Below are 20,088 nucleotides of genomic sequence, written 5' to 3' on the forward strand. Positions count from 1 at the left end.
CCTCCAGCCGGTGTGCTCGCACGGTAGCGGCCGGCGCCGACACCCGGACCGGGATCGTCAGAGCCGGGCCGAAGACCGTCACAGCCGGGCGATGACGGCGTCCAGCATCTCCTCGGTGAGCTTCCCCGTGAAGGTGTTCTGCTGGCTGACGTGGTAGCTGCCCAGCAGGCGCACCGGACGCCCGTCGCGCGTGCGCAGGACCGTCTCCGCCCCGTGCCCGAACCGCGGCCTGGGGCGCGGCACCTCCCAGCCGAGCCGCCTCGCGGCGGCCAGTGCGGCGTCCCACCCGATGGCGCCCAGCGCCAGCATCGACTCCAGGCCGGGCGTGACGAGGTCCAGCTCCCGGTCGAGCCAGGTGCCGCAGGTGCGCCGCTCCTCGGGCGTGGGCCGGTTCGCGGGCGGCGCGCACCGGACGGCGGAGACGATCCGCAGGCCGGTCAGCTCCAGGCCGTCCCCGGCGGCGACCGACGTGGCCTGGCTCGCGTAACCGGCGCGGTGCAGCGCCGCGTAGATCCAGTCCCCGCTCCGGTCCCCGGTGAACAGCCGGCCCGTGCGGTTCGTGCCGTTGGCGGCAGGGGCGAGGCCGACGACGAGCACCCGGGGCCGCCGGTCGCCGAACCCCGGCCCGGGCCGGCCCCAGTAGGGCTGGTTCGCGAAGGAGGCCCGGCGCCCCGTGGTCGCGACGCTCTCGCGCCAGGCGACGAGCCGCGGGCACGCCCGGCAGACGGAGACGAGCGCGTCGACGTCGGCCACGTCCCGCGCGGCCGCGGCGAGCACGGCGACCTCCTCCGCGGAGGTCGCGACCGCCGTCGTCGGTGAGGCTGGATCGCCGGGCCAGCCGGTCCCCGGGGGCACGGGCGAGGCGAAGAGCCGGCCGGTGACGGGGTGGGGCAGGGGCGCAGCGAGGTCGGGCACGCCCGTCATCCTCCCGTCACCGCCCGGGCGACGCCCGTCTTTGTACCCCTGCTACAACGGGACCGGACATGATCCACGTCACACCGGCACAGATTGTGGGAAGCGCACAAACGCCGTCGGACGCGCTTGCAGGGATGGACAGACTTGCCCGCCGCCGTCGGGTCGAAGTGTGATGGAGCGGTGGCGCGCGGCTAACGTGGTGCGGTCAGTCCTCCACCCCTCATCACGGGAGCGCCCATGCCGAGCACCTCCACCCAGCCGGGCCAGCTTCGCCCGCTCCGGAAGGTGCTCATCGCCAACCGCGGCGAGATCGCCGTCCGGGTGGCCCGGGCCTGCGCCGACGCCGGCGTGGCCACGGTCGGGGTGTACGCGGACCCGGACCGCGACGCCCTGCACGTCAAGCTGTGCGACGAGGCGTTCGCGCTGGGCGGCATGCGCGCCGCGGAGACGTACCTCGACTCCGGCAAGATCCTCGACGTCGCGCGCCGCTCCGGCGCCGACGCCGTCCACCCCGGCTACGGCTTCCTCTCCGAGAACGCCGACTTCGCGCGCGCGGTGATCGACGCGGGCCTGGTGTGGATCGGTCCGCCCCCGGCGGCCATCGAGGCCCTCGGCGACAAGGTCACCGCCCGCCACATCGCCCAGCAGGTCGGTGCGCCGCTGGTGCCCGGGACCGCCGACCCCGTGGCCGGCGCGGACGAGGTCCTCGCCTTCGCCGACGAGTTCGGCCTGCCGGTGGCCATCAAGGCGGCCTACGGCGGCGGCGGGCGCGGCCTGAAGGTCGCGCGCACCCGGGAGGAGATCCCGGACCTGTTCGACTCCGCCGTCCGGGAGGCCACCGCGGCGTTCGGGCGCGGGGAGTGCTTCGTCGAGCGGTTCCTCGACCGGCCCCGCCACGTCGAGACGCAGTGCCTGGCCGACGTCGCCGGCAACGTCGTCGTCGTCTCCACCCGTGACTGCTCGCTGCAGCGCCGGCACCAGAAGCTGGTCGAGGAGGCCCCGGCACCCTTCCTCTCCGCCGAGCAGGAGCACCAGCTCGTCGAGGCGTCGAAGGCGATCCTGAAGGCCGCCGGGTACGTCGGCGCCGGCACGTGCGAGTTCCTCGTCGGCGTCGACGGGACGATCTCCTTCCTCGAGGTCAACACGCGCCTCCAGGTCGAGCACCCCGTCAGCGAGGAGATCACCGGCATCGACCTCGTGCGCGAGCAGCTGCGCCTCGCCGCCGGCGAGGAGCTCGGCAACGACTCCGTCCCGGCACGCGGGCACTCCATCGAGCTGCGCATCAACGGCGAGGACCCCGCCTCCGGCTTCATGCCGGCGCCCGGGACCATCACCTCCCTGACGTGGCCCTCCGGCCCGGGGGTGCGCGTCGACTCGGGCGTCGTCGGCGGCGACTCCGTCTCCGGCGCGTTCGACTCGATGCTCGCCAAGATCATCGTCACCGGCGCCACGCGCACCCAGGCGATCGAGCGGGCACGCCGCGCGCTGCGCGAGACCGAGATCGTCGGGCTGCCCACCGTCCTGCCGTTCCACCGGTCGGTGCTCACCGAGCCCGACTTCGTCGCCGACGGCGGCGCGGAGACCTTCCGGGTGCACACCACCTGGATCGAGAACGACTACGCCGAACGCCTGCGGGCGCTGCCCTCCTCCCGGCCGGAGGCGCTCCCGCCCACCCCGGAGCCCACCGACCCGGAACCCACCGAGCGCGTCGTCGTCGAGGTGGGCGGCAAGCGCCTCGAGGTCGTCCTGCCGGCCGGTCTCGGGATCTCCGGCGGTCTGCGCGGGTCCTCCCGGCGGCCCGTGCGCCGCTCTTCCGGGCGCACGGCGGCCTCCGCCGGCACCAACGGCGCGGCGCTGACCTCCCCCATGCAGGGCACGATCGTGAAGGTGGCCGTGGCCGACGGCGAGATCGTCGCGGCCGGCGACCTCGTCGTCGTCCTCGAGGCCATGAAGATGGAGCAGCCGCTGGTGGCGCACCGCGCGGGGCGGGTGCACGGCATGGCGGCCGCCGTCGGGCAGAACGTGGCCACCGGTGCGGTCATCTGCCAGATCGACCCCATGGAAGACGCCTCGGCGAACTGAGGCTGGCCCACCCCAGCGCACGACTCGTCAACTTCTCGCCGAGACGTCAAGAATTCATGACGTCTCGTTGAGCGGTGAGACGGCGGAGCGGGCGAGACGGCGGAGCTGGTGAATGCGTCGTCACCACCCGTGCCCGTGCCGATCACCCGCGCGCCCGACGTCCCGCACCCGCGCGCCCGACCGTCCCGCGCCTGCGCGACCGCCCCGTACCGCCGCCTGTGCGACCGCCCCGTACCGCCGCCTGCGAGTCCGCCTGCGCCGCCCGTAAGCGCTCCTGCGCTGAGTAAGTCCGCCAAGGCGGACTTACTCAGCGCAGACCCACTGACGGAGCGGCGCGCCGGTAGGACAGAACCGCCCACGCAGCACGAACCGCCCGGAGAACCCTGGGGTCCTCCGGGCGGTTCTGTCGAGCCGGTCGGACGGTGCCGACGACGGCGCAGCGGGTCTACCGGGCCGCGGCGCTGACCGGCTCCCCGGCCTGCTCCTGCGCGGCCGCCTTGACCATCTCCGCGCACTTCTCGCCGATCATCATCACGGTGATGTTCGGGTTGACGGTCATGTGCTCGGGCATGATCGAGGCGTCAGCCACCCGCAGGCCCGTGACGCCCTTGACGCGCAGCTCGGGGTCGAGCGGGGACATGGGGTCCTCTGGAGCGCCCATGCGAACCGTCCCCACCGGGTGGTAGACGGTGTTGTGCGTGCGGCGGATGTAGTCGGCGATCTGCTCGTCGGTCTGGACGTCCTTGCCGGGGTAGAGCTCCTCCCCCGCCCACTCGGCCATCGCGGGCTGCGCGACAATCTCCCGGGCCTTGCGGATGCCGGCGATCATGACGCGCATGTCGTGCGGGTCGGTGAAGTAGCGCGGGTCCACCATCGGCTTGTCACGGAAGTCCCTGCTGCGCAGCCGGACGGTGCCGCGGGAGCGGGCGTGGGTGACGTTCGGGGTCAGGCAGAAGCCGTTCTCCGTCGTCGGGTAGCCCTGGCGCAGGGTGTGCATGTCGAAGGGCACGGACCCGTAGTGCATCATCAGGTCCGGGCGGTCGAGGCCCTCCTCGGTGGGGGCGAAGACCCCGATCTCCCACCACTGGGTCGAGGTGGTCGGCATGGGCTGCTTCGCCTCCCACTGGATGACGCCCTCGGGGTGGTCCTGGAGGTTCTCCCCCACACCGGGGGCGTCCACGACGACCTCGACGCCGACCTCGCGCAGGTGCTCGGCCGGGCCGATGCCGGAGAGCATGAGGAGCTTGGGTGTGTCGATGGCGCCGGTGGAGACGATCACCTCGCGGCGTGCCGACACGACCTTCGTGCGCCCGAAGGCGTTGTCGGTGACCTCGACGCCGGTGCACCGGTTGTTCTCGTCGAGCACGAGCTTCTTGGCCCAGGTGTCCGTCAGGACGTGGAGGTTCTCCCGGTCCAGGACCGGGTGGATGTAGGACACCGACGAGGAGGAGCGAGTGCCGTCGGGCCGGCGGTTGATCTGGAAGAAGTTCGCGCCGTTGACCACGGTCTCACCGGTGTTGAACTTCGCGCGGGGGATGCCGGCCTGCTCGCACGCGTCCAGGAGCGCCACGCCGCACGGGTCGGTCGGCGGGACGTTCATGAGGCGGACGGGACCGTCGTGGCCGTGGAGGGGGCCGTCGTCCTCGTTGTTCTCGAGCTTGGTCACCAGCGGGAGGGTGTGCTCGGAGCCCCAGCCGGTGGCGCCGTGCCTGGTCTCCCACTCGTCGAGGTCCTCGCGCGGGGGCCAGAAGGCGATGCAGGAGTTGTGCGAGGAGCAGCCGCCGAGGACCTTCGCGCGGGAGTGCCGCATGAAGGAGTTGCCGTTCTCCTGCGGCTCGATCTGGTAGTCCCAGTCGTAGCCGGACTCGAGCAGCTCCATCCACCGGTCGAGCTGGAGGACGACGTCGACACCGACGTCGGTCGGGCCGGCCTCGAGCAGCGCGACCTGGACCCCGGGGTCCTCGCTCAGGCGGGCGGCGACGACGGCGCCGGCGGAGCCCCCGCCGACCACCACGTAGTCGTACGTCTTCTCGTTCACGTGGACGTTTCCCTTCACTTGCGGTCCTCGAACCAGCCGGTGACCTGCGGCCGGGTGTTCTGGTAGATGTGCTTGGCCTCCTGGTACTCGGCCAGGCCGGTCGGCCCGAGCTCGCGGCCGACGCCGGACTGACCGAAGCCGCCCCACTCGGCCTGGGGGAGGTAGGGGTGGAAGTCGTTGATCCAGACGGTGCCGTGGCGCAGGCGCCCGGCGACGCGCTGCGCGCGTCCGGCGTCCTGGGTCCAGACGGCGCCCGCGAGCCCGTAGTGCGTGTCGTTGGCGGTGGCGACGGCCTCGTCCTCGTCGGTGAACGTCTCGACCGTCACGACCGGGCCGAAGGCCTCGTCGCGCACGGCGGACATCCCGCGACGCACGTTGTCGATCACCGTGGGCAGGTAGTAGTAGCCCTTCTCGAGCTCGCCCTCGCCCCAGGTGCCGCCGCAGCGCACGCGCGCGCCCTCCTCGACCGCCCGCTCGACGTAGGCGGTCACCTTGTCCCGGTGCTCCGCGGAGATGAGCGGGCCGGACTCGGCCGCCTCGTCGAACGGGCCGCCGAGGCGGATGTCCTGCGCTCGGCGCACGAGCTCGTCGACGAACCGCTCGGCGATGGTGTCCTGCACGACGATGCGGGCGCCGGCGGAGCAGACCTGCCCCGAGTGGACGAAGGCGCCGTTGAGGGCGTTGTCCACGGCGGCGTCGAAGTCGGCGTCGGCGAAGATGACGTTCGGGTTCTTCCCGCCCAGCTCGAGCGCGACCTTCTTCACCGTCGCCGCCGCGGAGGCGGCGATGACCTTGCCGGTCTCGAGACCGCCGGTGAAGGAGACCATGTCGACGTCGGGGTGCTGGGAGAGCGGCGCCCCCGCGGTGGCACCGGCCCCGAGCACGAGGTTGGCGACGCCGGCGGGCAGCCCGACCTCGTCGAGCACCTGCATCATGAGGATGGCCGTGTGCGGGGTCAGCTCGCTCGGCTTGAGGACGAAGGAGTTGCCCGCCGCGAGCGCCGGCGCGATCTTCCAGGCCGCCTGGAGCAGCGGGTAGTTCCACGGGGTGATGAGCCCGCACACGCCGACGGGCTCGTAGACGATCCGGGAGACGACGTCGGGGTCGCCGGCGTCGACGAGGCGGCCGGCCTCCGAGCCGGACAGCTTGCCGTAGTAGGTGAAGCAGGCGGCGATGTCGTCCATGTCGATCTCGCTCTCGACCAGGCGCTTGCCGGTGTCGAGGGACTCGGCGCGGGCGAACTCGTCCTTCCGCTCGCGGAGACGGTCCGCGACGCGCAGGAGGAGGCCGCCGCGCTCCGGGGCGGGCACGTCACGCCAGGCCCCCCCGTCGAAGGAGGCCCGGGCGGCCGCGATGGCGGCCTCGGTGTCCTCCGCGGAGGCCTCGGCGACGACGCCGACGAGCTCGCCGTCGGCCGGGTTGCGGATCTCGCGGGTCTCGCCGCCGCGGGCGGCGACCCACCGGCCGTCGATGAACAGGGTGTTCGACATCAGTTCTTGCTCTCCTTGGTTGCGAAGTCCACGTTCCAGTCCTCGGGCGCGTCGGCCTGCTCGGCCATGGCCGAGGCGCCGGTGAAGTCACGCTGGAGGTGGAGGAACTCGAGGTGGCGCTCGTACTGGTCCAGGACATCTGCGATGACCTGGTCCTTGGTGTAGCCGAGCAGGTCGTACCCGTGGCTGCCGGTCATGGAGAAGACCTCGAGCCGGTAGTACTTGTCGGCCTTGCCCTGGGCGCGTGGCGCGTACGTGGGCAGGACGTGCTCGACCGGGTAGATCTGGTAGCGGAAGTCCGGCTCGTCGGCCAGCGCGACCGTGAGGGTGACCTGGCTGCAGGCCACGCCGTCGATCGGGCCGGTGCTCAGCTCGACGGCCGCCCCCTGGGCGCGCAGCTCGGCGGCGACCTCCTCCACGGCGGGTACCGCGACCTGGTCCAGGTACCGCTGGGCCTGCGGCGCCCCGGGGTAGCTCATGGAGCGGGCGAGGCGCTGGCGCCAGCTGCGATGGGGCCCGGTGGCGCCCGCGAGAGCGCCCGGGAGCGAGGTACGCAGGCTGTCGGTCAGCGCCGCTTCCACCCGCAAGGACTTGTAGAGCCCGAACATGATCAGGTACATCACCACGGAGAACGGCAGGCCCATGATGATGGTCGCCGACTGGAGCGTGGCGACGCCGCCGACCATGAGCATCCCGAGCGTGAGGGCACCGGTGGCGACGGACCAGAAGATGCGCAGCCAGTGCGGCCCGTCCTTGCTCGGGTCCTTGATCCGCGACGTGAAGGTCGACATGACGAGGGAGCCGGAGTCGGCGCTGGTGACGTAGAACAGCAGGCCGGTGAAGGTGGCCACGGCCATGAGCAGCGGGGCGCCCGGGTACTGCTCGAGCAGAGAGTAGAAGGCACGTTCCGGCTGGTTCATCGCCACCTGGCCGAACGCGTCGTTGCCGCCGAGCACCACGTCGAGGGCGCTGTTCCCGAAGATCGCGAGCCAGACCAGGATGAAGAGGAACGGCACGGTCAGGGTCGCGGCCACGAACTGCCGGATCGTGCGGCCACGGGAGATCCGCGCGAGGAAGAGCCCCACGAACGGCGCCCAGGCGATCCACCAGGCCCAGAAGAACAGGGTCCAGCCGTTCATCCACTCGTCCGGGCGGTCGAACGCGAACGTGTTCAGCGTCATGCCGGCGAACCCGCTGAGGTAGTCGCCGATGTTCAGGACGAGGGCATCGAGGAGGAACGCCGTCCGACCGGTCACGGTGATGTACAGCATCAGCGCGATAGCCAGGAAGACGTTCAGCTCCGACAGTCGCCGGATGCCCTTGTCGATCCCCACCACGGCGGAGACGGTCGCCATGAGCACGGCGAGCACGATGAGCGCGATCTGGGCGGCCAGCCCCTCCTCGACACCGAAGAGCACCTTCAGACCGAAGTTGAGCTGCACGACCCCGATGCCCAGCGACGTGGCGATGCCGAAGATCGTGCCCAGCATGGCGGCGGTGTCGACGGCGTCCCCGGCGACCCCGTGCACCCGCTTCCCGATGATCGGGTACAGCGCGGAGCGGATGGACAGCGGCATGTTGAAGCGGTAGGCGAAGTAGCCGAACGCCATGCCCATGAGCGCGTACATGGCCCAGCCTGTGACGCCGTAGTGGAAGAGCGTCCACACGACCGCCTGGCGGGCGGCCTCGAGGGTCTCCCCCTGGCCTGCCGGCGGCCCGTAGTACTGGGTCACGGGCTCCGCCACCGAGAAGAACATCAGATCGATGCCGATGCCCGCGGCGAAGAGCATCGCGGTCCACGAGAACATCGAGTACTGCGGCTTGGAGTGGTCCGGGCCGAGCTTCGTCTTCCCCACCCGCGAGGCCGCGACGAAGATGACGAAGACGACGACGATCGTCGCGGTGAGGATGTAGTACCAGCCCAGGTTCTTCGAGACCCAGGACACCATCGAACCGATGACCGACTCGGCGTGCCCGGGGGCGAGCATGGCCCAGAACGCGATGGCCAGGATCCCGATGGCAGACGGGACGAAGACCCTCAGGTTGACCCGTGGAGTCTCCTTGGCGGAGACCGGGCTCCCGGCCGACGGCGGCTGGGAGGTCGCGACGGGCTCCGGTGCCCTCGCCGCGGCACCGGCCCCGATGCCGCCCGCCACCTCGTGCGCGGGCTGGTTCATCTGTGTCATGTTGTCCTTGGTTTCGTGTGGTTCCGGTTCCGTGCGGGCGCGCTGACGTCGTGTCGAGCTGCGGTGTGACGTCGCAAGGGGACGTGGCCGTCCTCGTGAGACGGCGACGCGAGGCGGCCCGTCGGGGCCGGCGCACGTGCCGGTCGTCGGCATGCGTCCGAGTTGCGGTTCGCTACCCGGGCCTGCACACGGCCGACCACATTACCGAGTCGTGACCGGCAACCGCACATTTCGTGACACGTCACACCTCCAGGTTCGGGAACCGGCACGGTTCTGGCGCGGAAGCTTCACGCGGACCAGCCGTGGTGGCGGGCGTCAGGGGCGCGTCGCCTGACGGGCCTCTGTGCGAGGCTGGCTCGATGACCACGCCCGCCCACCGGCCCCCGCCGGACGTCCGCGTCCATCGCCAGCCCGGCGACGGCTGGGTGGAGTGCGCGTGCGGGCACCGGCACTGGGGGCTGAACGGAGCGGCGGGCCTGCTGCTGTGGCGGTCCGGCCCCGCGGGGACGGAGATCGTGCTGCAGCACCGCGCGCTGTGGTCCCACCACGGCGGCACCTGGGGCCTGCCCGGCGGGGCGATCACCGACGGCGAGAGCCCGCGTGCGGGGGCGGTGCGTGAGGCCGCGGAGGAGGCGGGGCTCCCGACGGCCGCCGTGCGCCTGCGCGCCGACCGGACCCTGGTCCACCCGGACTGGAGCTACACGACCGTGCTCGCCGAGGCCGTCGCCCCTGTGCAGCCCGCCGTCACCGACCCGGAGTCCCTCGAGGTGCGGTGGGCCGGGCTGGAGGAGCTCGACCACCTGGAACTGCTGCCCGCCTTCGCGGACGCCCTCCCCGAGCTGCGCACCATGCTGCGCCGGCTCGTCCTCGTCGTCGACGCCGCGAACGTCGTCGGGTCACGCCCGGACGGCTGGTGGAGGGACCGGCGCGGCGCCACCGCGCGGCTGCGCGACCACCTCGCCCACCTCGCCCGCGAGGGGGTCGCCGCCTCCGCCGTCGGACTGCCCGGGACGAGCTGGCTCCCGGACGTCGTCCTCGTCACCGAGGGCGCGGCCCGCGGTGTCCCGGCCGTCGACGGCGTGAGCGTCGTCAGCGCGGACGGCAGCGGGGACGACGCGCTCGTGACGGTGGTCCGGCGCCTGATGGGTGACCCGGCGAACGACGTCGTCGTCACGACGGCGGACCGGGAACTCGTCGCCCGCGTCGAGGACCTGGGCGCCCGCGCCGTCGGCCCTCGGGTCGTCCGGCACTGACCGGCCGCGGCGCCCGGCCGGCAACCCGGACAAGGTGGCCCCGCCCTCGCCCGAGCGGGCCGTCGCCCGACCGTGCCAGCACCCGTCCGGAACGCGCGAGCCGAACGCTGGACGTCGGCCCGGGCACCTAGGCTGGGAACCATGAGCGACCGCAGCGCCTGGGCCTTCGGACTGGCCACCCGCACCGACTCCGGCGACGTCCTGGACGTCTGGTACCCCACCCCCGCGTTGGGGCCCGCTCCTCACGACGCCGCCGCCCCCGCGGCCCTCACCGCTCTCGAACGCGCCGACGCCGACCGCCGGGTCCGCACGGAGATCGTCCGGACCGAGATCGACCTCGACGCCGCGCCCAGCTCCACCGCCGACGCCTACCTGCGCCTGCACCTGCTCTCCCACACGCTCGTCGCTCCGAACACCCTCAACCTGGACGGCATCTTCGGCCAGCTGCCGACCGTGGTGTGGACGTCGCTGGGTCCCTGTGCCGTCGAGGGCTTCGAGATCACCCGCGCCCGGCTGCGTGTCACGCACGGCCCCTTCACCGTCCACGGCGTCGACAAGTTCCCGCGCATGGTGGACTACGTCGTGCCCGTGGGCGTGCGCATCGCCGACGCGGACCGCGTCCGGCTCGGGGCTCACCTCGCCTCGGGCACCACCGTGATGCACGAGGGGTTCGTCAACTTCAACGCCGGCACGCTGGGCCGGTCGATGGTGGAGGGCCGCGTCTCCCAGGGCGTCGTCGTCCACGACGGCGCGGACATCGGCGGCGGCGCCTCGATCATGGGCACCCTCTCCGGCGGCGGTGAGCACGTGATCTCCGTGGGGCCGCGCTCGCTGCTCGGCGCCAACGCCGGTCTCGGGATCTCCCTCGGCGCGGACTGCGTCGTCGAGGCGGGGCTCTACCTGACGGCCGGCACCAAGGTGTCCGTCCTGGCCGGCGGCGGTACCCGGCCCGACGGCGGCCAGCTCACCGAGCCGCCGGTGGTCGCCGCCCGTTCGCTCTCGGGCCGGGACAACCTGCTCTTCCGGCGCAACTCCCTCTCCGGCGCGGTCGAGGCGCTGCCCCGCAGCGGGACCGGCGTGGAGCTCAACGCCGCCCTGCATGCCTGACGGTCCGAACCGGGCCCGGGCCGCCGCGGCGCGAGGCGGCTCGCCGGCCAGCCGGCGTCGTGGCCCTGTCCGCACCACCGGTCCGCGCCGCAGGGCACGCGGCTGCGGCACCGGCGCCCTGACGGCGCTCGGGGCCCTCGGGCTGAGCGTGGGCGCTGTCGTGCTGGCGCTCAACGTCTTCACCGGCGGCGGTGCCTCGGGCACGTGCGTGGCGACGCTCGACGACGGCACCCGCGCCGCCCTCGACGCCGACCAGGCCGACAACGCCGCACTCATGGCCGCGATCGCGGTGCGGCGCGAGCTGCCCGCGCGCGGGGTGACCGTCGCGGTGGCCACGGCGCTGCAGGAGTCCAAGCTCCGCAACATCGACTACGGGGACCGCGACTCGGTGGGGCTCTTCCAGCAGCGGCCCTCCCAGGGCTGGGGCACCGTCGAGCAGATCATGGACCCCGTGTACTCGACGAACGCGTTCTACGACGTCCTGGTCACCGTCCAGGGCTGGGAGTCCAAGGCGGTGACCGAGGCGGCCCAGGACGTCCAGCGCTCCGCCTTCCCGGACGCGTACGCCCAGCACGAGGGCCGCGGGCGTGCCTTCGCCTCCGCGCTGACCGGCTACTCCCCCGCGGCGCTGACCTGTCACCTCGACGACGTCCCGGCGGAGTCCGGCTCCGCCGTCGGCGCCGGGTCCGGCACCACAGCCTCGCCGACCGCCCCGCAGCGCCTGGCCGCGGTGCAGGACCGGCTCGCGCGGGACTTCGGCGAGGTCGACACCGAGGTCGCGCCCGGCGGGGTCCTCCTCGTGGACGGCGCGTCCTTGCCGGCCGGCCTGGACCCCGCCCCCGCACGCCGCGGCTGGGCGGTGGCGCAGTGGGCGGTGGCGACGGCAAGCGCGACCGACGCCCGCGTGGTGGCGACGGACGGCATGGCGTGGGTGCGTGCCGACGGCGACGACGCCGCCTGGGTGCCGCTCGCCGACGCCGGCCTGCCCGCCACCGTCGCGGAGACCGCTGCCGAGGCTGGTCCGGGCGCCGTCGTCATCGGCTGAGGGCGGCGCTATGTGGAGCGCCCGGGCCCTGGAACAGGCGCTGGGACTGGGACTGGCACTGCGACCGGGAACGGCGAACGCCCCGACCGGGTGGTCGGGGCGTTCGTCGACAGCGGTGCGTCAGCGCTGCTCGACGGGCACGAAGTCGCGCTCGGCCTCGCCGGTGTACACCTGGCGCGGGCGGCCGATCTTCGTGGTCGGGTCGGCGATCATCTCGCGGTACTGGGCGATCCAGCCGGGCAGGCGGCCGAGCGCGAACAGCGGGGTGAACATCTGCGTGGGGAAGCCCATCGCCTTGTAGATCAGGCCCGTGTAGAAGTCCACGTTCGGGTAGAGCTTGCGCTCGATGAAGTAGTCGTCGTGGAGGGCGATCTCCTCCAGGCCCATGGCGATGTCGAGCAGCTCGTCGTCCTTGCCGAGGCGGGCCAGCACGTCGTGCGCGGCCTCCTTGACGATGGCGGCGCGCGGGTCGTAGTTCTTGTAGACCCGGTGGCCGAAGCCCATCAGGCGGACGCCGTCCTCCTTGTTCTTGACCTTCTTCATGAAGTCGGTGGCGTCGCCGCCGGCGGCCTGGATCTTGGTGAGCATCTCCAGCACCGCCTCGTTCGCCCCACCGTGCAGCGGACCGGAGAGCGCGCCCACGCCGGCCGCGACGGAGGCGTAGATGTTGGCGTGCGAGGAGCCCACCATGCGCACCGTGGAGGTGGAGCAGTTCTGCTCGTGGTCCGCGTGCAGGATGAGCAGCATGTCGAGGGCCTTGACGATGGCCGGGTCGACGTCGTGGCGCTGGTAGGGCAGGCCGAACGTCATCCGGATGAAGTCCTCGACGTAGCCCTTCGAGGCGTCCGGGTACAGCAGCGGCAGCCCGTTGGCGCGCTTGGCGATCGAGGCGATCATCGTCGGCACCTTGGCCATGAGCAGCACGGTGGACAGCTCGCGCTGGTAGGGGTCGTGCGGGTCCAGCGTGTGCTGGTAGTAGGTGGCGAGGGCGGCGATGCCGGCCTGCAGGATGGCCATCGGGTGCCCGTTGTGCGGGAAGGCGGTGAAGAACGCCTTGAAGTCCTCGTGCAGGATGGTGTGCCGCTTGATGCGGCGCTCCACCGCCTCGAGCGTCTGCGCGTCCGGCAGCTCGCCGTAGATGAGCAGGTAGGCGACCTCGAGGAAGTTGGACCCCTTGGCCAGCTGGTCGATCGGGTACCCGCGGTACCGCAGGATGCCGGCCGCACCGTCGATGTAGGTGATCGCGGACGTGGTCGACGCGGTGTTGGTGAACCCGGGGTCGAGCGTGACCAGCCCCGTCTCCTTGAGCAGCGAGGAGATGTTCACCCCGTCGTTCCCCTCGACGGCGGGCACGCGGTCGAACTGGAGCGTCTTCCCGTCTACCTCGAACGTCGCCGGGCTGAGCTCAGCATTCGACATCTGTGGTTCCTCCTCGTTGTGGCTCTCAGGACGAGTGCCTCGTTGCGTGGAACCGGGGCGACGCAGGCCCCGGAAAGGTGATCCGGTCAACAAAGATATGCCATCGACGCCCGGAACCCGGAAATTGGGCCCGGGACCGAGGGCAACACGTGACCGAGCGGTGGCCCCGTGCCGAGCAACCGCTCGCCCGACGGCGGCCCACCCGATCCCTCGGCCGCCGACGGCGCCCGCCCGGGGAGACCGCCCGCTCAGGTCAGCCGGCCGCCCTCACGCAGGCGGCGGGCCGCCTCGGCGATCCGCTCGTCGGTCGCGGTGAGCGCGATGCGCACGTAGCCGTCGCCGTGCGGGCCGTAGAACGTGCCCGGGGCGACCAGGATGCCGCGGTGCGAGAGCGCGTCGACGAGCTCCCACGACGACGCCGGCCGCCCGGCCGCCCGCACCCAGAGGTACAGGCCGGCCACGGAGTGCGGGTCGTGCTCGAGCCCGGCGGCGGTCACCGCCTCGAGCAGGACGTCGCGCCGCGCGCGGTAGCGCTCCCGCTGCTCGGCCACGTGCTCGTCGTCGGCGAGCGCCGCCGCCATCGCCGCCTGGACCGGCCCGGGCATCATCATCCCGGCGTGCTTGCGGATCTCGGTGAGCCGGCCGACCAGCGCCCGGTCCCCGGCCAGCAGCGCCGCCCGGTAGCCCGCCATGTTCGACTGCTTGCTCAGCGAGTACAGCACCAGCAGGTTCGTGTGGTCCCCGCCGCACACGCGCGGGCCGAGGAGGCTGGGCACGCCGTCGGCGGCCGCCGGCCCGGTCCAGGCGAGCTCGGCGTAGCACTCGTCCGAGGCGACGACCGCGCCACGCTCGCGCGCCCAGGCCACGACGGCGGCGAGGTCGTCGACGGACAGGACGTGCCCGTCCGGGTTGCCAGGCGAGTTCAGCCAGACGAGCCGGGCGTCGGGCCAGGACGCCGGGTCGGGGTCCACGGGGACCGGGGTCGCGCCGGCCAGGCGGGCCCCGACGTCGTACGTGGGGTAGGCGGTGCGGGGGTGGAGGACGACGTCGCCCTCGCCCAGCCCGAGGAGGGCGGGCAGCAGGGCGACGGTCTCCTTGGAGCCGATCGTGGGGAGCACCGCGTCGGTGCCCAGCCCGGGCACGCCGCGCCGCCGGGCGAACCAGGCGGTGACCGCCTCGCGGAGGTCCAGGGTGCCGACCGTCTGCGGGTAGCCCGGGGCGTCCGCGGCGGCGCGCAGCGCGTCCTGGGCGACGGCCGGGGTGGGGTCGACGGGGGTGCCGACGGAGAGGTCGACGATGCCGCGGGGGTGCGCGGCGGCGCGGGCCTTGGCCGGCGCGAGCGAGTCCCAGGGAAAGTCGGGCAGCGCGCTGCCGTGCAGCGGCACCTCAGGCCTGCGGCGGCAGGGCCGCGATCATCGGGTCGTCCTTGTCGATGACGCCCATCTTCGCGGCACCGCCGGGCGAACCCAGGTCGTTGAAGAACTCGACGTTCGCGCGGTAGTAGTCGGACCAGATCGCGGGGGTGTCGTCCTCGTAGAAGATCGCCTCCACGGGGCACACCGGCTCGCAGGCGCCGCAGTCGACGCACTCGTCAGGGTGGATGTACAGCATCCGCTTGCCCTCGTAGATGCAGTCGACCGGACATTCGTCGACGCACGCCCGGTCCTTGACGTCCACGCAGGGCTGGGCGATGACGTAGGTCACGAGAGCTTCCTTTCCTCGCAGATGACGCGACGCCGGTCGGGCGCCCGCCCACCTAGTATTGCCCAGCCGGTCCGCGGGCACGACCAGGCGCCAGGTCGTGGGCAGGTCGCCGCCGACGGGCAGGATGGGGGCATGACCACCGAGCACCCGCCCCAGCTGCCCTGGACGAGCTGGCACGTGGGCGAACGCGTCGTCGTCCGCTACCGGGAGGCGGACGGCCTCCACGACGCGCTCGGCGACCTGCTCGAGGTCGGCCGGGACGCCGTCGTCGTGCGGACCCGGCGCGGTGACGTGCGGGTGCCGGCGGCCGCCATGGTCACGGGCAAGAGGGTCCCGCCCCCGCCGTCGTGACGGCGGGGGCAACCGGGTCGGTCGTGACGGCGCGGGCGACGGGGTCGGTCGTGACGGCGTCGCCGAACGGGTCGGCGACGCGGGGGCTCACCCCTCGTCCGAGGGCGGCTCCCCGCACTCGACCTTGTTCCAGGGCGTGTAGGTCCACGTCCACTTCTCGTCGTCGTGCAGGGCACCGTCCTTGTACCGCTGCCGGTCCACCGTCACGGTGAACCCGGGGTTGCCGCCGCTCTCGGGCGTGCACTCGGGCGAGGGGTTGTAGACGGTCTTCGGCTGGACGATGTTGTACTTCTCGGACGTGGAGGTCTTCACGTCCCACACCTTCGTGCCCCACAGCCGCGAGTGGACGCGGTCGCCGGTGACCCAGGACTGGACCAGCACGCCGTAGTCGGTGTTGTTGCGCCAGACCATGTCGGTGCTCGGCTCCCAGAGGGTGGCCTCGCGCCCAGGCGGGTACCGCTCGAACCAGCGGCTGTGCGGGGTGTGGGTGACGTCGTCCATGCCGGCCAGGAAGCCGACGTTGAACATGTTGGTCGAGAGCTGGGAGAGGCCGCCGCCGACAGCGGTGGAGACGAAACCGTCCTCCACGACGCCGGAGGAGACGTACCCGTTCGCGGCGGAGATGGGCCCGATGGTGTCGAGGAGGGAGAACTCCTCGCCCGGCATCACGAGGACGCCGGTGACCTTCTGGGCGCCGACCTTGAGGTTGGTGGTGCGGACCGGGTCGTAGGGCATCGGGGTGGAGAAGTCCGCGATGACCTCCTTGACGCCGAGCGCCTCCGCGTCCGCCGTGGTGAACTCCGGCTCCGCGACGACGAGAGCCACCTCGGCCGTGCGGTCGGTGGAGGTGCCGGCCGTGCGCACGGCCTCGGCGAGCTGGTCGGGGTCGAGGCCCTTGCCGGTCGTCGAGGGGATGATCGTGGGGCGGCCGCCCTGGAGGACGATCTGGGCGTCCTTGCCGGCGACCTCGATCGCCGGGTTGACCTCGGCGACGGCGTCGGCGAGGCCCTCGCCGTCGAGCTCGAGCTCGAGCGCGTCGCCCTGGGCGACGAAGGTGGCGTTCGCGGCGAGCTGCTCGGGGCTGAGCTCGGCGAGCGCGCCGTCCACGTTGACCGTCAGCGGCGCGGAGACCAGGGGCTGGGCGAGCGTGGTGAGGGCCTCGTCGACCGCCTCGGCACCGACGGTCGGTGACAGCTCCTTCGTGGGCAGCTCGAGCGGGCGCTCGGCGGTGAGCCAGGTGCGGGTGACGGCGTCCACGGCGGCGTCGATGTCGACGGCGGTGCCCGGGGCGGGCTCGGTGACCTCCGGCGTGGCGCCGGCGAAGGTGATGGCCCCCTCGACCGGGGCGACGTCGAGCTCGGTGGCGGCCGTCTCGAGAGCGTCGCGCAGGGCGTCCTCGTCCACGGTGGAACGGGGCTCGACGGCGCCGAGTCCGAAGATCCGGCCCCAGAGCACGCGCGGGTCGAGGGTGAAACCGGTGAGGTCCTCGAGGGTCGCGTCGGCGTCGAAGGTCAGCTTGACGGAGGCCGGGTCGATGCTGGACGTCGCCTCACCGACGGAGACGGGCACCTGCTCGGCGGCCAGCGTCGACAGCTCGCTCTCCAGGCGCGCCCGCGCGTCGGCCTTCGACAGCCCGCCGACCGGGACGCCGGCGACCGTGGTGCCGGTGGGGGTGCGGTCACCGAGGAACCACGCGCCCAGCCCGTAGGCGACGACGAGCAGGGCGACGACGACGAGGCCGATCACCAGCCCGCGGCGGCCGCGGCGCGGTTCCTCGACATCGAACTGGTCAAGCGGCGAGGGCATCGGCGGATCCTTGGGCTCGGACGTCTGGGGGGCGGCCGCGGACGGTGCCGGGTGGACCGCCGTCGCGTCCGGGTCGGGCGCGCTGCCGGCACGGGCGGGGTGAACCGCCGTCGCGTCCGGGTCGGGCGCGCTGCCGGCACGAGCGGGGTGAACCGCCGTCGCGTCCGGCTCGGGCGCGCTGCCGGCACGGGCGGGGTGAACCGCCGTCGCGTCCGGCTCGCCCTGGCGGCGGGCCAGGACGGAGTTGAGGTCCGACATGCCGGACGGGGTATCCTCCTGCGGGGTGGCGTCGGCGCCGTCGGTGTGGTCGACGGCTCCCCGTCCAGGTGCTCGATGGTCAGTCACGCAGTGTCCTTACTTCCCCCTGTGCCGCTCGTGCGACCCCAAGAATGGTAAGGCGAGGGCACACCTGCGACGACGGGGCGTGCCCAACGTCACCACATCGTTACGGACCGCACGAGCTGCGCGGCGCAACCTGCCCGGGGCCCCCACGGTCACGTCAGGGGGCGCACCCGGCCGAGGTGGTGCACCAGGGCCCCGGCGCCGGTTGTGCCCGTGCGGGCGTCGAGCACCTCCCCCACGACCACGTCGTGGTCGCCGGCGTTCCTGATCCACGCCGTGCGACACTCCACCCATCCCTGGGCGGCGTCGACGAGCGCGGCCCCGGAGTGCTCCCCACGATGGTGCGCCACCCCGATCAGCTGCCCGAACGCGGGGCGGCCCGGCATCGCGAGCCGCTCCGCCGCCACCGCCGCCGTGCCGTCGAGGATGCTGACCGCCCAGGTGTCGACCTCATCGAGCACCTCACGCAGGCGGGCGTCGCTGTAGACGCAGAACAGGACCATCGGCGGCCGCAGGGACACCGACGCCACCGCCGTCGCCGTCATGGCCAGGTCGAGGGTGCCGTGGCGCACGGAGACCACGGTGATCCCACCGGGAAGGCGCCCCATGGTGGCCCGGTACCGCTCGACCAGCTCCTCCCCGCCGTCGGCGGCGGAGGCACTCACCGTGCCGCCCGCCGGCGCGGCACCGGCTCGTCGGAGTACCACCCGCGGGGCGTCAGCATCGCCAGCCCGGCCACGAGCGGCATCCCGAGCAGCCAGACGAAGCTGAGCGGCTGGTCGGTGACGAGGACGTCCCCGTTCGGGCTGACGAACGTCATCGTCAGCGTGGTGAGAACGCCCGCGAGACCGAGGAGGAAGACCCCCACGCCGTCGGCCGCGGAACGCGCGAAGACGCCGCCGAGGAGCACGACGACGAGGGCGGTCACGACGCCGACCGGGAGCCCGTCGACGGTCCAGCGGTGGACCAGGGTCCCCGCGGCTCCGACGACGACGCCGGCGACCACCGCGACGACGGCGGCGACGACGTGGCCGGCCCGGTCGCCCCGGTCCCGGCGGTCTGCGCGGTCCCGCCCGTCTGCCGCGTCCCGGCCGTCGCCACGGCCCGCGCCGCGGCCGGCTTCGCGGCCCTCGGCCTCCGTGCGGGCGCTCATGCGACCGTCCCGCCGAGGAACGCCGCGAGACGATCGGTGCCGCGGGTACCGGCGAGCCTGTCGCGGGTGAGGCCGTCGACGGTGCGGGGGTCGCTCAGCTCGTCGACGCGGTCCCTGCCCGGGGCGAGCCTCAGGCTGGCCGTGCCGAGCAACGGCTGCAGCAGCCCGTTGCTCACCGCGAACCAGCCGCACACCGGGAGGCCGCGGTTCTCCTGCAGCGTCAGGTCCAGCAGGTGCACGGCCTGGACCTGGCTGCGGTGCGCCTTCATCGCGGTGATGACGGCCGGAAGCACCGCTTTGACGTCGATGGTGAGGTCGACCTGGTCGGGCGGCACCACCAGGGAGGGCAGCTCGCGGTCCGGGGAGATGGTGCCGAGGGCGTCGCCGCGCACGCCGAACTGCGGCCGGCGGTCGACCATGGTCTCGAGCCAGCGGAGGGCGGCGCGGAAGCGGTCCTCCGGCTCGACGATCCAGCCGACGACGGGGACGTCCCACGGTTCGGTGCCGGTGAGGGGGTCGTCTGCCTCGTCGCGCGGGGCGGCGTCGGCGGCGAGCTCGACGGCACGCATGGTGATCTGGTGCACCTGGATGTGGTCGGGGTGACCGTAGCTGCCGTGGGGCTCCTCGGTGAGGACGACCTGCGGTCGCGCCCGGCGGACGACCGCGGCGAGCAGCCGGGCCGCGACCTCCACGGGGACCGCGACGAGCGCGTCGGGGCCGGCCTCCGTGCCGGGGCCGGCCAGGCCGGGACGCACCCACCCCATGCCGGAGTCGGTGAACCGCGGTGGCCGCCGCTCGGCGAGCCCGGGCTCCGTGTCGAGGAAGCGGTGCGCGCGGACGCCGAGGGCGGCCAGGGCGCGGGAGAGCTCGTGCTCGCGCTCGTGGGCGAGCGCGGGGCGGTCGTCGGCGAGGGTCGCGATGTCGGGCGGCAGGACCTCGCCGAGCTCGCCGCGGGTCGCGGTCACGACGCCGACGCCCACGCCGGCCGACGCGGCGCTGGCGAGCAGGCCGCCGGCGCCGAGGGTCTCGTCGTCGGGGTGGGCGAACACCCCGAGGACGCCGCCGGTGACCATCGGTGCCCGGGAGATCGCGTGGAGGTCCGTCATGCCCCCATCATGGCCCCCTCACCCCCGGGGCGCAGGCGCCACGGGAGACAGAGCGGGCGGCTCCGACCGGAAACCGGTCGAGAGCCGCCCG

16 protein-coding genes are annotated in these 20,088 nt (G+C 73.1%); 5 read left to right on the forward strand and 11 right to left on the reverse strand.

Translation table 11 applies throughout. The annotated features are described in order from the left end of the window. Positions 1 to 78: 78 nt before the first annotated feature. The gene (locus ATJ97_RS06015; RefSeq protein WP_098482959.1) at positions 79 to 924 is read right to left on the reverse strand and encodes a uracil-DNA glycosylase; all 846 of its coding nucleotides are present in this window, start codon (positions 922 to 924) and stop codon (positions 79 to 81) included. A gap of 228 nt (positions 925 to 1,152) precedes the next feature. Between ATJ97_RS06015 and ATJ97_RS06020 the strand changes: the two genes are divergently transcribed. After that, positions 1,153 to 2,997, forward strand: a complete 1,845-nt coding sequence (locus ATJ97_RS06020; RefSeq protein ID WP_098482960.1) for an acetyl/propionyl/methylcrotonyl-CoA carboxylase subunit alpha — start codon at positions 1,153 to 1,155, stop codon at positions 2,995 to 2,997. Positions 2,998 to 3,442: 445 nt separating this feature from the next. On the opposite strand, the gene ATJ97_RS06025 is transcribed toward ATJ97_RS06020, so the two are convergent. From ATJ97_RS06025 to betT, 3 genes are read right to left on the reverse strand one after another with little or no spacing between them, the layout of a single operon-like run. Then, positions 3,443 to 5,035 (reverse strand): GMC family oxidoreductase, encoded by a 1,593-nt coding sequence (locus ATJ97_RS06025; protein ID WP_211287064.1) that lies wholly within the window; start codon positions 5,033 to 5,035, stop codon positions 3,443 to 3,445. Positions 5,036 to 5,049: 14 nt separating this feature from the next. Continuing rightward, positions 5,050 to 6,525, reverse strand: a complete 1,476-nt coding sequence (locus tag ATJ97_RS06030; RefSeq protein WP_098482962.1) for an aldehyde dehydrogenase family protein — start codon at positions 6,523 to 6,525, stop codon at positions 5,050 to 5,052. Next, positions 6,525 to 8,702, reverse strand: a complete 2,178-nt coding sequence (betT, locus tag ATJ97_RS06035; RefSeq protein WP_098482963.1) for a choline BCCT transporter BetT — start codon at positions 8,700 to 8,702, stop codon at positions 6,525 to 6,527. Before betT ends, ATJ97_RS06030 begins: the two co-directional genes overlap by 1 nt. A gap of 368 nt (positions 8,703 to 9,070) precedes the next feature. On the opposite strand from betT, the gene ATJ97_RS06040 reads away from it, so the two are divergent. The 3 genes from ATJ97_RS06040 (at position 9,071) to ATJ97_RS06050 (ending at position 12,116) form a co-directional block, all read left to right on the forward strand. Continuing rightward, a complete protein-coding gene (locus tag ATJ97_RS06040; RefSeq protein ID WP_098482964.1) occupies positions 9,071 to 9,964 on the forward strand; it encodes an NUDIX domain-containing protein in 894 nt (297 codons plus the stop codon). 141 nt (positions 9,965 to 10,105) lie between these two features. Continuing rightward, positions 10,106 to 11,071 carry a 2,3,4,5-tetrahydropyridine-2,6-dicarboxylate N-succinyltransferase gene (dapD, locus tag ATJ97_RS06045; RefSeq protein ID WP_098482965.1) on the forward strand — a complete coding sequence of 322 codons (966 nt, stop codon included), beginning with the start codon at positions 10,106 to 10,108 and terminating at the stop codon, positions 11,069 to 11,071. After that, positions 11,064 to 12,116, forward strand: a complete 1,053-nt coding sequence (locus ATJ97_RS06050) for a hypothetical protein (RefSeq protein ID WP_098482966.1) — start codon at positions 11,064 to 11,066, stop codon at positions 12,114 to 12,116. The genes dapD and ATJ97_RS06050 overlap by 8 nt, the downstream gene beginning before the upstream one ends. A 120-nt stretch (positions 12,117 to 12,236) precedes the next feature. On the opposite strand, the gene ATJ97_RS06055 is transcribed toward ATJ97_RS06050, so the two are convergent. From ATJ97_RS06055 to fdxA, 3 genes are all read right to left on the reverse strand, one after another. Further along, positions 12,237 to 13,535, reverse strand: a complete 1,299-nt coding sequence (locus ATJ97_RS06055) for a citrate synthase (RefSeq protein WP_098482967.1) — start codon at positions 13,533 to 13,535, stop codon at positions 12,237 to 12,239. Between the two features lie 248 nt (positions 13,536 to 13,783). Then, entirely contained in the window at positions 13,784 to 14,920 is a 1,137-nt protein-coding gene (gene dapC, locus ATJ97_RS06060) for a succinyldiaminopimelate transaminase (protein ID WP_098482968.1), read from the reverse strand. 1 nt (position 14,921) lies between these two features. After that, positions 14,922 to 15,239, reverse strand: coding sequence for a ferredoxin (gene fdxA, locus ATJ97_RS06065; RefSeq protein WP_043502049.1), 318 nt, complete (start codon positions 15,237 to 15,239; stop codon positions 14,922 to 14,924). A 132-nt stretch (positions 15,240 to 15,371) separates the two neighbouring features. On the opposite strand from fdxA, the gene ATJ97_RS06070 reads away from it, so the two are divergent. Beyond that, complete coding sequence (locus ATJ97_RS06070) at positions 15,372 to 15,590, forward strand: putative acetyltransferase (RefSeq protein WP_098482969.1); 219 nt, start codon at positions 15,372 to 15,374, stop codon at positions 15,588 to 15,590. Between the two features lie 87 nt (positions 15,591 to 15,677). Here the strand turns inward: ATJ97_RS06070 and ATJ97_RS06075 are convergent, their stop codons facing one another. The 4 genes from ATJ97_RS06075 to ATJ97_RS06090 all read right to left on the reverse strand — a co-directional run bounded on the left by ATJ97_RS06075 (position 15,678) and on the right by ATJ97_RS06090 (position 19,997). Continuing rightward, positions 15,678 to 17,741, reverse strand: a complete 2,064-nt coding sequence (locus ATJ97_RS06075; protein ID WP_143426884.1) for a VanW family protein — start codon at positions 17,739 to 17,741, stop codon at positions 15,678 to 15,680. A 149-nt stretch (positions 17,742 to 17,890) separates the two neighbouring features. Continuing rightward, positions 17,891 to 18,403, reverse strand: a complete 513-nt coding sequence (locus tag ATJ97_RS06080; RefSeq protein WP_245862199.1) for a flavin reductase family protein — start codon at positions 18,401 to 18,403, stop codon at positions 17,891 to 17,893. Continuing rightward, positions 18,400 to 18,891 carry a DUF6113 family protein gene (locus ATJ97_RS06085; protein WP_098482971.1) on the reverse strand — a complete coding sequence of 164 codons (492 nt, stop codon included), beginning with the start codon at positions 18,889 to 18,891 and terminating at the stop codon, positions 18,400 to 18,402. Before ATJ97_RS06085 ends, ATJ97_RS06080 begins: the two co-directional genes overlap by 4 nt. Next, complete coding sequence (locus ATJ97_RS06090; protein ID WP_245862203.1) at positions 18,888 to 19,997, reverse strand: PIG-L family deacetylase; 1,110 nt, start codon at positions 19,995 to 19,997, stop codon at positions 18,888 to 18,890. Before ATJ97_RS06090 ends, ATJ97_RS06085 begins: the two co-directional genes overlap by 4 nt. Between the last annotated feature and the right edge of the window lie 91 nt (positions 19,998 to 20,088).

Origin of the sequence: Georgenia soli (genome assembly GCF_002563695.1) — a bacterium.
Taxonomy (GTDB): Bacteria; Actinomycetota; Actinomycetes; order Actinomycetales; family Actinomycetaceae; genus Georgenia; species Georgenia soli.